At 56.9% G+C, this 12,162-nt stretch carries 13 protein-coding genes and 1 other RNA gene; 3 read left to right on the plus strand and 11 right to left on the minus strand.

Features of this window, described 5'->3' with window-relative positions; translation table 11 throughout:
• Positions 1-51: 51 nt before the first annotated feature.
• The 5 genes from ffs to C5Y83_RS05820 form a co-directional block, all read right to left on the minus strand.
• Positions 52-141: signal recognition particle sRNA small type (ffs, locus tag C5Y83_RS05800), an RNA gene on the minus strand.
• 169 nt (positions 142-310) lie between these two features.
• A complete protein-coding gene (locus C5Y83_RS05805; protein WP_105328705.1) occupies positions 311-1,108 on the minus strand; it encodes a TVP38/TMEM64 family protein in 798 nt (265 codons plus the stop codon).
• Positions 1,109-1,408: 300 nt separating this feature from the next.
• On the minus strand, positions 1,409-2,335 hold the full coding sequence (pyrF, locus tag C5Y83_RS05810; RefSeq protein ID WP_105328706.1) for an orotidine-5'-phosphate decarboxylase: 927 nt from the start codon (positions 2,333-2,335) through the stop codon (positions 1,409-1,411).
• A gap of 299 nt (positions 2,336-2,634) precedes the next feature.
• A complete protein-coding gene (locus C5Y83_RS05815; protein ID WP_105328707.1) occupies positions 2,635-3,063 on the minus strand; it encodes a type II toxin-antitoxin system HicB family antitoxin in 429 nt (142 codons plus the stop codon).
• Between the two features lie 2 nt (positions 3,064-3,065).
• Positions 3,066-3,359, minus strand: coding sequence for a type II toxin-antitoxin system HicA family toxin (locus C5Y83_RS05820; RefSeq protein ID WP_105328708.1), 294 nt, complete (start codon positions 3,357-3,359; stop codon positions 3,066-3,068).
• A 323-nt stretch (positions 3,360-3,682) separates the two neighbouring features.
• Between C5Y83_RS05820 and C5Y83_RS05830 the strand changes: the two genes are divergently transcribed.
• A complete protein-coding gene (locus tag C5Y83_RS05830; RefSeq protein ID WP_146117651.1) occupies positions 3,683-3,895 on the plus strand; it encodes a hypothetical protein in 213 nt (70 codons plus the stop codon).
• A 137-nt stretch (positions 3,896-4,032) separates the two neighbouring features.
• Here the strand turns inward: C5Y83_RS05830 and C5Y83_RS05835 are convergent, their stop codons facing one another.
• From C5Y83_RS05835 to C5Y83_RS05860, 6 genes are all read right to left on the minus strand, one after another.
• A complete protein-coding gene (locus tag C5Y83_RS05835; protein WP_105328711.1) occupies positions 4,033-4,440 on the minus strand; it encodes a hypothetical protein in 408 nt (135 codons plus the stop codon).
• A gap of 90 nt (positions 4,441-4,530) precedes the next feature.
• Complete coding sequence (locus tag C5Y83_RS05840; RefSeq protein WP_105328712.1) at positions 4,531-5,232, minus strand: glycosyltransferase family 32 protein; 702 nt, start codon at positions 5,230-5,232, stop codon at positions 4,531-4,533.
• A gap of 11 nt (positions 5,233-5,243) precedes the next feature.
• Positions 5,244-6,425: a hypothetical protein gene (locus C5Y83_RS05845; protein WP_105328713.1), complete on the minus strand. Its 1,182-nt coding sequence runs from the start codon at positions 6,423-6,425 to the stop codon at positions 5,244-5,246.
• The gene (locus C5Y83_RS05850; RefSeq protein WP_105328714.1) at positions 6,422-8,077 is read right to left on the minus strand and encodes a hypothetical protein; all 1,656 of its coding nucleotides are present in this window, start codon (positions 8,075-8,077) and stop codon (positions 6,422-6,424) included. Before C5Y83_RS05850 ends, C5Y83_RS05845 begins: the two co-directional genes overlap by 4 nt.
• Positions 8,078-8,189: 112 nt before the next feature.
• The gene (locus tag C5Y83_RS05855) at positions 8,190-10,748 is read right to left on the minus strand and encodes a hypothetical protein (RefSeq protein ID WP_105328715.1); all 2,559 of its coding nucleotides are present in this window, start codon (positions 10,746-10,748) and stop codon (positions 8,190-8,192) included.
• A 38-nt stretch (positions 10,749-10,786) separates the two neighbouring features.
• Positions 10,787-11,509 (minus strand): hypothetical protein, encoded by a 723-nt coding sequence (locus C5Y83_RS05860; protein ID WP_105328716.1) that lies wholly within the window; start codon positions 11,507-11,509, stop codon positions 10,787-10,789.
• A 27-nt stretch (positions 11,510-11,536) separates the two neighbouring features.
• Between C5Y83_RS05860 and C5Y83_RS05865 the strand changes: the two genes are divergently transcribed.
• Together C5Y83_RS05865 and C5Y83_RS05870 are read left to right on the plus strand one after the other, a co-directional pair.
• Positions 11,537-11,848: a hypothetical protein gene (locus C5Y83_RS05865; protein WP_105328717.1), complete on the plus strand. Its 312-nt coding sequence runs from the start codon at positions 11,537-11,539 to the stop codon at positions 11,846-11,848.
• Positions 11,845-12,123, plus strand: a complete 279-nt coding sequence (locus C5Y83_RS05870) for a hypothetical protein (protein ID WP_105328718.1) — start codon at positions 11,845-11,847, stop codon at positions 12,121-12,123. The genes C5Y83_RS05865 and C5Y83_RS05870 overlap by 4 nt, the downstream gene beginning before the upstream one ends.
• The last annotated feature ends 39 nt before the right edge of the window (positions 12,124-12,162 follow it).

Below are 12,162 nucleotides of genomic sequence, written 5' to 3' on the forward strand. Positions count from 1 at the left end.
AACAGAGTATTTCGCAGGCAATTTCCCATGCGAAAGCGTCGTTCACTGCCCTGGAGTGACCCTCGCACAAGAGTCCTCCGGGTGTGGCTGCTCCAATTAAGGCCTGACCAAGTTGCCGGATTTCCCCTTGCGAGGGTCGCTCTAAGGCAGTGAGTGCAAACGACTAAGGTTACATTGCCGTCGCAAAATTGTCAAAGGGGCGTACGGCGACCAACTTAGCTGTTCGGCGTAGTGGCAGGGATCTTACGGTGTAAGACAGAGAATTAGGCTGGTTCGTAATCGGACGGTATATCGTTGCGGCACGGTCATCTTAAGCAGGCGCGTGCTTCTTCTTCTCTTTCTTCTTTTCGTAACCGTGGAGCGCGAAGCGAATCAGCAGTGGAATCAGCCCTGTCGCGGCCAGGCTCAGCATCAACTGCCACGATAAGACGGACGACATCCCTTCTTCGGAGATCGTCTTCAAGTTAGGGAGCGTCGTTCCGATCCACACAAATACCAGCAGCGCCGGCAACATGGCCAGTTGGCTGACCCACCAGAAGGTTTTAAGACTGATCGGCGAAAGTCCCATCAGGAGATTGACCAGCACAAATGGGATCTGCGGGATCAGACGTGTGACAAACAGGTAAAAGGCGGCACTTTCTTCCAACTGCTCGTTGAACTTCTCGAGCGTGTCTCCCAAAGTTTTCTCGACCCATTCCCGGCAGAAGTAACGACAACCGATGAAATTCAGGGCACCGGCGGCGGTTGATCCGAAACTTGCCAACAAGATGGCGGGAACGAAACCAAACAGCCAGCCACAGATGATCGTCATCAGCGCACACAGCGGAACGCCGATCGCCAGCAGCACGGTATACAGCAGAAACACGATCGCATACGAAGCAATCGGGTGCTCCGACTGCAGATCACGCAGAGCAGCTTCCTTCGTGGCTAAGTATTCCAGCGACAAATAGTCGCTGAATTCGTAGTACATGATGCCAACGAGTCCGGCAACAGCCGCCAAGATCGCGAACCGGAAGCCCCACGTCTTGAGCCAGGGATTCGCATCAATCTCTTCCGGCGAAACGAGTCGGTCGCGCATTTCGTAGTCGAGTTCATTTTCAAGTTCCATCGTGCCGAATCCTGTTGGCCGCTGTTGTAAATGGGGCAAACAGGGAAGCAGCAACTGCCGTGCCGAACGATCGGAACATGAACTCAAGTTCAATATTAGTAGAGTGTGTCTCGAAGCACCAAGCCCCTGCTAAGCGAATTCAAACACGAACATCCGAAGGCCCAAAGGGCCGGCAGAATGTAGCCAGGGGCGTGAGCCCCTGGTATGCGTTGTCTTGGGAAGGCGATAGAAAATAACCAAGGCTGCCAACCCTGGGTCTGGTGCGTCAAGACGCACCCTACGGCTGGTCAAAGCGAGTGATCAGCCCTTCAGCTTACCCGCCGTCGTATGCTCTTGCAGGTCGGCGATCATTTCCAGGGTGGCGTCTTCGACGGCGCGTTGCCATTGCTTTGGTTCGTACTTCGAAGCGAAGGGTTCGCGGGAGTAGGCGAAGATGATGCCGCGCGAATTGTTGACGATCGAACCGATTCCGTTTTCGTTGAAACCGCCAGCGACGTCTTTTGCGCCGCCCCCTTGGCTGCCGTAGCCAGGGACCAGGAACCAGGTGCTGGGCATCGCGGTGCGCAGCTCGGACAATTGATCGGGATAGGTTGCACCCACCACCGCTCCAACCGCACCGAAGCCGCAGTTGCCGCGCGTTTGCTGGGCGAGCCCTTCGACGTAAGCGCCGACGTGACGATAGATTGGCTGATCGTCGACGACCAAGTCTTGCAGCATCTTGCCGCCTGGGTTCGAGGTTTTCACCAGGCAGAACAGACCCGCCTCGTTGGCGATGGCCGTTTCGACGAACGGTGTCAGGCTATCATCACCCAGGTAGGGGCTGATCGTCAGGCAGTCGGCTTGCCAGGGACTGTTGGGACCGAGCATGCCTTTGGCGTAGGCGGTTGCAGTCGAGCCGATATCATTCCGCTTGGCGTCGAGAATCACCAACAGGCCTTTCTCGCGAGCGTACTGAATCACTTCGGCCAACACGATCATGCCGGCTGGGCCCAGTTCCTCAAAGAACGCCGACTGCGGTTTGACGGCTGGCACGTGTTGATAGACGGCGTCGATCACTTCGCGGCAGAAAACCAAATAAAGGCCCGCCTTCACTTTCGGGTCGTGTGTTCCGCGATGATCCCCCAACAAGGTTTGAGGCAGTGATTCAAAGCGTGGATCCAGGCCGACCACCACAGGGGCCGCCGTGCGAACAATCGCGTCGTGCAAACGATCCGAAAAATTGGCCATTTCCGCAGTACCTTTCGTAATCAATCCTCTCGTCGACCTACGAAGTTAAACCGTTCGCCCCAAAAGGAAAAGGTGCCTACCCCTGGATAGACAGAACTCGCACTCATATAGAGCAGAATCGCCAGCGAACCCCTATCCCTTGTGTTGTCGGATTGTGAAAATTTTGTTCTGAAGTTGCAGCCTCTTTGTTGGAAACGTGTTTCTGCTCTCGGTCGCCCCGCCCTCCTTTGCGATCTCGTGCGATTCAAACTACCACGAAGCGAATTCGACCTTCGTCGGAGGCACGTATGCTCGACGACTTAACGGGCAGGCTTGGGAAGCTTCTTCTTCGGAGATCGAGTATTTGCTTTTGCGGTGGAGCCCTTCCGCTTGATCGGTTGCTTGCCAACACGCTTGCTCTTGGTGGCTTCAACTCCCTGACGAACGAGCGATTCGACCCAGGCATTCAGGCTCATCTTCTCAGCGGCGGCTTGAGCACTGGCGGCTCGATGCAGATCTGGCGAGATCCTTGTCATGAATTGCCCGGAAAACGGCTTATCTGGCTCTTGTCCATGGTCGGCGCAGAATTCCAGATACTCGTCGACCGAATCATAAAAAGCCTGTTTTGTTTCCTCGACCGATTCCCCTTGAAAGGTAATGACATCTTTCGTGTTAATGACGTGCCCGTGAAGCAAGCCTGCTTCCTCGTCAATTTCGATCTGACCAAGGTACCCTTTGTACTGAAACACGACTAACGTTCCTCCGAAATGATGATGCTTCCGTTCTCGTTGATCGCAACGATATTGGCGGCAATCAAAAAGGATCGAACCGAACGCACCGCCCCTTTATCGGTCTCTTTCTCGGGGTGAGGCCGATGAAAAATCGCGACCACACCATTCAACAAGACACCGACGCGCGAGCCGGCTCTTTCTTCCACAATCGCGCCGGCAGCGACCAACATCGACTCGATGTCACGCCACGCGATGTTAGATCGGACCGGTTCGGCGAAGACGGCAGCGAGGGTGCGGCGATGCTTTTTGTTCATTGAAATGATATCATGTAGTGATACTATCGGCAAGTTGTTGCGATTTTATCGGCAGATGTCAGGTTCTCGCTTCTGACGGATGCGGCAGCCTTGTCATCAGCGGCAATCGCAAACGATCGCTCGGGCGTGTGGGTATTGGGCTTTCTTCTTGGGCCGATTGAAACCTTTGGCGTAGTTTTGGGCGATGCGGTGCGAAACGCCCTTTAATGTGACTTTGCATTGTTCCTGACTCCCCTTCCCCTGGACCACGATTACCATCCACCGATCTGACTTCTCGCCCGTTCCTATCATCTCCGTTTGACCCTCACTCGCGGCATTTCTGCGTGATGCGTTCCCGATCGCCATCCGTGCCAGCGCGGCTTCCCCGCCGCGACGATTCCTCGACAAAAGCGCGCAGCGGTAGCCAGGGGACGCACACCATCCGCCAGGGCTTTCGCTGCGAATCGAAGGCCGATGACACCTTCGAGCTAAGCGTGATCCCCGGTATCACGCGACCGGCCGATCGCCAGATCGGAGTGGGAAAGGTTTGCGTTTGAGATAAGACGTAGTGTACACTAATAGTGTACATGCGCCCACTAAAATCGAGATCTTGTGCCAGCAGGGTCAAGCGGGAACAAGACGGACACGGTTGGTCCGATGTCGCGACGGCTGGGATAGCAGCGCGACGCCAAAATCAATTCGCGATCATAATCCCCACGCACACCGAGATATCGCGGTCGAGCGAAATTGGGACGATCTTGCCGTCCGACATGAATTCGTTTCGCGCAATGCTGGTGACCCACACGACGACATCTTCTTCTTTAATCCAAGTGACGGTGTGGAAGTGGATCGCGCCTTCGTGGCCACCTTGGGGTAGCCACTCGTTGGCGCACGAGAACGCGACTTTCACATTGCGAATGCTGGTGGATGCGGGACGGAAGATGAGTCGCTTAGCGAGGGTGCCCGCTTCCCAGGTACGGATCGTGGAAAGGGAAGCGAAGGCACCGGCCAGTTTGCCATCGATGTCCTTTGCCTCGACATGAATCGTTTCGCATTGATTCAGCAAGTTGTCGTCGTTCGCGTTGCCCAAAGGGATTTCCACACCGCGGCTCCTCGTCGAGAAATCGAAAAGTGACACCTATTGAATCGCATCCGTCTGCTGGGTGTGCAAGATTCTAATGGCTTCGCTGTATCACATCCAACGAAAACTCAAATCATGATGGGCGATCACTTCGCTTGTCTCGACATCGACCACTAAACCTCCCATCGCGTCACTATAACTATGATGCAGGCGCGCACGGGGAGCGAAGTTACGCAGCGCCCGCGTCCATAGTTTGGGGCCTGTTTCGCTCAGCACGTCGCTTGAAGCAATCGTTCCTGGCGAAAGGGCAGCGACTCGCTTGAGAATGACTTCCAGTAGCGGACTCTTGGCTGCTGCTGCGAAGATTCCGTTGGCCAAACGATGGGCGCGGCGATCCGCTTCGGTCGAGAGAATCACGGCTTGCTCGGCCAGGTAATCGATATTCTTCAGCCATCGCACATCCGTATCGCTGTACCAGCCGCCTAGTTGATGCACGATTTCAACCCGCGCGACATCTGCCGCGACCGCTGGCGGATGCAGGTTTTGGCAAAGGCGACCGGTGATCGGCAAAGCGAACACCTCGTCATCCCGCCAAACGCGCACTTCCCAGTGGGGATGAAGCTGACGAAAGGCCTCAAGGTAACCAGCATCGCGCGGCGGGAGATCAGCTTCGCCGATCCAAACGAAATGCATTACGCGAGGAATGCGATCGGATCGTTTGGGCGGTAGATCGTAGCTGAGTGGTTGTGGCGGGCGATAACTGGGCCGGGCATGAAATAGTTTCGGGGCGTAAGTTTGTTTTGCGTTGGTCATTGGTTCTCGTGTTACGTGGCGCCAAGTTGATTGTTGCGAGCGGAGAACGCGGGTGTGCCGGGAAGCAGCGTCAGCGTGCCGCTGAAGTTCTCGATTTGAATCTGGTACGACGTCGGATTCATGAAGAAAAACGTGTCGCCGGCATAGATGTCGAGCACGGTTGAGCCTGAGACCGTAAACCAATGCCGGGTCACTTCCTGCGAGGTTCGCTCGGTGATGTAACCGTCGACCTCGTCGTGGTAGAGGTTCGTATCGGCGGGCTGCACACCAAGCGTTGCCGCCAACAGTTGATGCCGCCCGTTGAAGTTGGGATAGGTCACACCTTCTTGTAGCGTGTCGAGCGAAGCTTCGATCTGGGCGCGATTAAGTGTTGACTCGAGCGCTTCGCCGTAACGTCCGGTGCGGGCGATCAAACCTAGCGTGTACGCGCCGGAGATGGGGGCATCGGGGGAACGGATGGTTGCGCTGAAGTTCAACAGGTAATGCCCTTGCGTTGGAATGCGGAAGAAGCCAGCGTAGCGATCGGCTTGATCCTGTTCGCCTGGGTAGAAAATCTGGCGTAGCGGGCCGAACCACTCGCACTGTGGACCAAGGGCGGTTCCGAACGGGACGATTGATTTTGCTTCGACCAGCTCGGCGCCACTTCCCATGCGGAAGACCAACCCAGCAGGAATCGCGTCTTTGTAGGCCGGCGCGACCCAGGCGATCTTATGCACCATGCTGGGGCGGTCCGGATCGCGATAGTTCGTTGTTGGGCAACCATGAAAGCTGATCAGGCGATAGCCCCCCAGACCTGGGACCAAGCTCAGTGGGACGTCGCGGTTGTAGATGTCGAATAGATCGATCGCCAGGTAATCGTTCCATTGGGGCGGCGAGTCGGCGGGGAAGCTGACCATCGCTTGCATGGGACCGTCCTGCGTGCAGTTGCCAAAGCTACCAGCAGGAACCGCTTGCGGTCCGTTCACATAAAACAAGGCGGCATCTTGTCCACCATTAAATGCGGCGTGCGGGCGGCCCAGCCGAAGTACCGACTCGCGACGGTCGGCTCCTTCGATCGCGATGTATTCGTCGTCATTGGGTGGTTCGCCGAATTGAGGACCGAGGATGGCAAACGGAGGCAGCGTTTCCTGGCTGGCGTTGCGAAATGGTTGCCAGCGTTGCCGGTCGCGTGCTGGTGTAGGGAAGCTAGTCATGCGATGACTCCCGGCGATTGTTCGTGGATGGTTTGTTTGCGGAGGCTGTACTGCAGCTTCTCGAACAGGCGACGTTCTTCGTAGCTGATATCGAGGGCTGGGTCGTCGAAGTTGACACTGGCATCGGTCCGTGAGGCGATGCCTCCTTGCGTGTTAATCGACCAACTGACTTGCCGCACAGCCCCGCTCGGTTCGATCGCTTGCAGCCCGACGTAGGAAGCGCCGCCGATTTCGTGCGGACGGAGCGAGGCGATGGCCTGGTCGAGGTAGTGCTTGGCTTGTCGCTCGACTTCTTTCTCATTCGTGACGACCTTCTTCTGTTCGTGATGGATGAAAGCTTCCAAAGCGATATCGTTGCGATGAATCGTGAGCGGAGGCATCGTTCGAGATTTGCGACCTCGGAGCGTTGACCAGTGTTGAAGATCGCGAAGGCGCGGTCGTCGCCACTGAACCGCAATGCGAATCATTAGCTCCGCAGGCTGCGGCTTGTAATCGTTGGTGCCGGTTTGCCACTGAAAGACCGGCTCGGCAAATTGAACGATGCCGCGCTGACGATCGACGGTGTAACCACGCGTGTACAAGTCTTGTGGCTGTTGATTCAGATTGGGATCGACCTGTTTAACCTTCCGAGGCTTGGCGTAATCGGTGCCGCCTCGATCGAAGTCGCCGTAGATCCAAGCTGGCCGTCGCTGGTGACTTCCATCAGGGAGCACCTCGCGTTCAACCTGATGCGGTAATAGTGGCAGGAGTTCGTCGAGCGTGCTGACACGGTTCTCCCGCTTTTTCGGCACGCCTGGCAAGTACTTTGGCGGCTTGACGCGATACATCCGGTAGAGGCTCTTTTTGGCTAGATCGCGATACTTCGCTTCCACGCTGAGGCAGTCTGGCAGGGCGACCGATTCCCAGCCCTCTGCCGGTTTGTAACTCAGCTTGTCGAGCGGGCGAATCTCGCCGTCGAGGTCTTCGCCAACCGGTTCGAGCTCGGCATCGATTTGATAACGGGTGGGCCCCGCGAAGAATTCAACTCCTAACGTTAACTCGGGCGGATCGTAGCCGACGTGGCCAGCCATCAGCCACTCGTTCTGTGGGAGCGATTTGCCGCGGCCGATCGGATCGATCGCGACTCGTCCGCCTGGCTTCAATACGACGACGCAGCCGACTGTATCGGCTACTTGGGCCAATGCTTGCGCGGGGTTGGTGATATCCCAATCAACATACGGACGGGCCAGGTTCGGTACCTGCGACAAGTCAGGCCGATCGATCCCCATCGCGGCAAAACAGAGTGAAAGGAGTTTGCGGGGGGACTTCTCGGTGCCTGGGACGAGCGAGGAACCGTCGGCCCGACGTACGTTCCATTGACCCGAGATCTGTCCGAAGCGTTGCCACCGCCAGCGCTGGTCGAGGATATCGATCCGGGCAAGCGTGCGTCCATTGGCCTGTCGCTCGAACCGTGGCCGATCGACCAGGCAATCGGGCAAACGAAACGAGACGCCGGTCGTTGGATCGGAGAACTCGGCGGTTCCGTAACGCTGCGGAGCGATCGTTTCCGCTAAGGCGACGACCTGGATTCGGCCTGGGCTGATGCCTTGACTCAATGTGTATTGGACACTGAGGTAGTCGTTGATTCCGGGAAAGGAAAAGCGTGGTTGCATGGGCGTATCTTTCAAATGTCGGTCACCTCGGCCGTGTGTGGAAAGGACAAGGGAGAGGCGGCGAGGTTATTGGCCGTGCTGCGAGCAAGCCGAAGCGAAAGCGCGAAGCATGTTAGCTGCGGGCAATGGTGAAGGTGGTGCCAAGCTCTGGGAGGCGACTGGTCGATTCATAGGCGATTGACAGCGAAGAAGCGGTCTGCTGCGGATCTTCGACGAGGGCGTTATCGCCGCGGCAAGTTACCGTATTGGCGATGGTTTTTGCGCGGAGATCTCCTGTCAGAGACAATCGCCCGTCGCCACTGACGATCGTATTGCCGCCTAGGTTGCCGGTGGTGCGATAGAAGACGATGCCTCCCTCGATGTCGAGTTGATTAACGCCGTCGGTTCCGAGCAGCGTGACTTCTCCAGCAGTGACCAGCAGCGAGGTAATCGCCGTCGACGAGCGGCCCTGCGTCGTGACCTGCCCGCCGTGCACCACAACATCGCCCAGCGTGACGTTGTCTCCCACGTACAATTCGACGTCGCTGGTGGCGTCGGTTTCGTAACCCACGTGCAGTTCGTTCAGGACGGCCGTGTCGCCGGAGTTCGGCGCGATGCCGACAAATCCTTGATAGACAAACAATTTGTTGGCCGCATGAGTCCCTTGAAACGTCACCGCATGTTGCCCAATCGCGGCAGGAGTCGCGGTGCTGTGAATGGTGACCGTGCTTTGGACATCACCGAGATCGAGCCGAATGCGCTCGCTGCCAATCCCCTCCCCTGCCCCGATGCGAACGTTGGTCGCACCGATTTGAAGACTACGCAGGCGGTATTCGATGTAAGGCGTATTGCCGCTTCGGTTCTCGCTGGGCAGTCCGATCGTTCCGGTGTAGCTGGCCCGTACATCAAGCAAGTCGAGTGTCGTCGAAGATTGATCAAGGCCGTACTTCACGGGATTCGCATTTTGCTCAAAGACTACCGTGTCGTTGTCGACCGGGACGCTGCCGCCACTCCAATTCTCGGCGTTGTCCCAGTGGTAAGGTCCGGTTGACGTGCTGAGCGAAGTGATGGTGATTGTTTGGGCCGAAGTTCCGGTCAGGTTGTCTCCATTGGCGATCACTTCGCCAACATTGGTTGCCACCAAATTGCCGGTGAACTCGATGATCCATGGCCCACCAGGATCGCCGCTGGTGTGAACATCGCCGCTGGAAAGATGTGCGAGGGCTTCCAAGGCCGCGTCAATTGTATCGGAGGTCGCATTGAATGCGATGTTGCCAGTGGTGTTGTCACTGTGGGTAAGTGTGAACGTGCCACCACTAACTTCCTGTCCGAGCGTGACAAGTACTTTCTCGTTGAGTGGGGAGATTGCCGCTTGAGATGTCGAAGTGGCGATAGTCCCACCAGAGAGATTTGTCCCACTGGCAGTCAGCAAGGCCAAGTCTTGGGCGCCGAGGCTTTCGGCGAACTCGATTTGCCATCCGCCGACGCTTCCCGCGGTAACAATCACGTCGCCGCTTTCGATATTGGAAAGCGCTTCCAGCGTCGTTTGCAGCGATGCGGCCGAGCTATCGTAGGGGACGCCGCTGGTCGTTTGTCCTTGAAAGGTGAGCGTGAATGTGCCTCCGGTCGGGCTACCTGGCAACGTAACCAACTGCATCTCGTTGCTCGTGTTGCCACCAGCATCGCTTTCGGTGACCGTGATGGTCGAAAAATCGGAAAGCCAGAGCAGCGCCAGATTGATGTTCCCACGACCGGCTAGCTGCCCGACGCACTCGAACATGATACGGAACTCGACATCGTACTCACTTGATGCGGACTGATCGGTGACGCTAACGGCGATGTCAGCGTTCCCGACACCAAGTGCTGTGGCCAACGTGTTTCGCCACATGGTGTCGTAGCTGTAAGGAAAGCTGTAAGTCGCGGTAGAGCGAACGTTGCCGTACGGATCGGTTCCGGTCACTTGAATCCCGGCGGCGTAATTGTCGGTCGAGTTGTAACGAACGATGAAGTTGCCGGCGTAGTTCGAGCCAGACTGGCCCGCTTGGACCTGAGTGATGCTCACGGCTTGGCCGCTGAGACTGGCTCCATTACCGCTAATTGGCGGTTGGGTACTTGCGGCAAGGGTGCCGGTGAACTCCACAACCCATGGTCCACCAGGATCGCCGGTGACGCTGACGTCGCCGCTGCCGATGTTCGTCAGCGCCTCCAAAGCGGCGTCCACTTCCGTGGCGGTTGCGTCGTAATCGATCGCCGTGGTGGTTTGACCTGACCAGGTGAGCGTAAAGGTTCCGCCGCTGATACCGACTGGCAACGCGATACGCTGCTTCATGTTTCGCCCTGGCGTGCCGGTCTGAATGAGCTCGATATCGACGGAGCCGGTGCCGCCGTTGGTTGTGCTGCCACTGATCGTGTATGGCGTGCCATCGCCGCGACCGATGAGTTTTAGATAAGAGGCTTGATCAATCGTGGCCCCGATAACCGTAGCCGAGGGGAACTCAGGCAAGTTGGCCGCAGCAATCGCCGAAGCGAGGCCGCCATAGACGTGATCGGTGGTGGTGGACGTGGCGGTGAACGAAACATCTTTGCGATTGACGGTCAGCGTAAACGTGTCGCCAACTTCCACTTCGCTGACGGTGACACGATCGACCTGAGCGATCCCTTGCGCGTCGCCGCGCCAAATGCAGAGTGACATAGTGATTTACCTTTGTGATGGATGTTGATGGCCGTGATCTACGGGCTGATGTGGGGAAGGCCTGATAAGGGAAATGCCGACTCGAATTCGTATTGCCACGACATGCGATACTGGTGATGGGCAGTTCCCACACGCTTTGGCGAAACGCGGGTGATGACAGGCTCGCGCGTGAGATTCCCGTAGCCAAACAGTGGGCCAGGTACCGGCGGATAATTGCGATAACCGATCGCGCTGCCTGATTGAACGGCGCGAAAGGTGGTGTTCGCCCGTAGCTGTTGCCGAACTGGGAAGCCGAATGCCGTTTCTACATGGGAGAAGAGCGGCCCGCCCCCGGAGAGTCGTAAGCTTTCCTCGAACGAAACGAACGTCGTCTGCGGATTCGTTACCGGGACTTCCGCTTGGATTTGAAGCTGAAAGGTTCTAACGGTCGCGTACTCGGCACCGCCCCCATCGGGGAAGTTGGGACCGCTGACGACCCATGTTCCACCGCGGGTATCGGCACGACGCAAGCTATGCTGCGAGTCGGTCTGGCCGTCGGAGCGGAGTAAGATGAGGTCTTGGTTTTGTTTCGTGTAAGCGGCGTTCAACGCGGCGATCTTAGCGTCGAGATCGGCTTGGCCGGAGCCAAGTAACTTGCCTTGAATGTCCCACGTCACCGTGTGCGCGACGGGGATGCCTGACTCGGCCAGGATGGGCTGACGCGTGATGGTAATTTGAGGCTCGCCGAGTGGATGGGTATAATCACCCCACTTCAAATACATGAGCTAGGTCCTTGATTGATTGGCTTAATGGATACGCCTGAAGGGCAAGTTGACGAGGAGAATCCGTTCGTTTCGCCGGTTGTTATTCAGCCAGACGCCGAGCCTCCTTCGCGCATCCAGAAGATTTACCGCCGTCAGTTGGTCTTGCTGTGGGGCTTATTGATTGGTGCTGTGTCGCTTGCGAGCCCCTTCGTTATCGGTCTGGTGATCGCGTTCCCCTTCTTGACGGCAGAGTTTCGATCTCAATTGGCTTCCGTTGTGGTTATGGGGTTGGTGATCGTGGCCCCTTTGGGAGTCTGTATTTACATTGTGTCGAATCGTGCAAGGAACGCTGAATGAACGAGGAGAATCCGTTCGTTTCGCCAAGTTCCGAGCTGCGCGAGTCGGAAACAACGGCTCCTCGTCGACATGCCAAGTGGCGTCGCTTGGTGGTTCTATCGGTGATCTTGGTGCTGGCATTGATTGTCTTGTTCGGTGGGTTGTACGGAGCAATCCGTGCTGCGCCAGGTAACACGATTTCGTTGGGGATGATCTTGGTATGGGGACTAGGGATTACCTTGTCGCTGGCGTTTCGGATTTATCTAGTCGCCCAGCAAAAGGATGGCGATGTCTGACCGATTCGACTCGAGGAGTTAGGGAACGAAGTGACATTT

This window comes from Blastopirellula marina (assembly GCF_002967765.1).
Classification (GTDB): Bacteria; Planctomycetota; Planctomycetia; order Pirellulales; family Pirellulaceae; genus Bremerella; species Bremerella marina_A.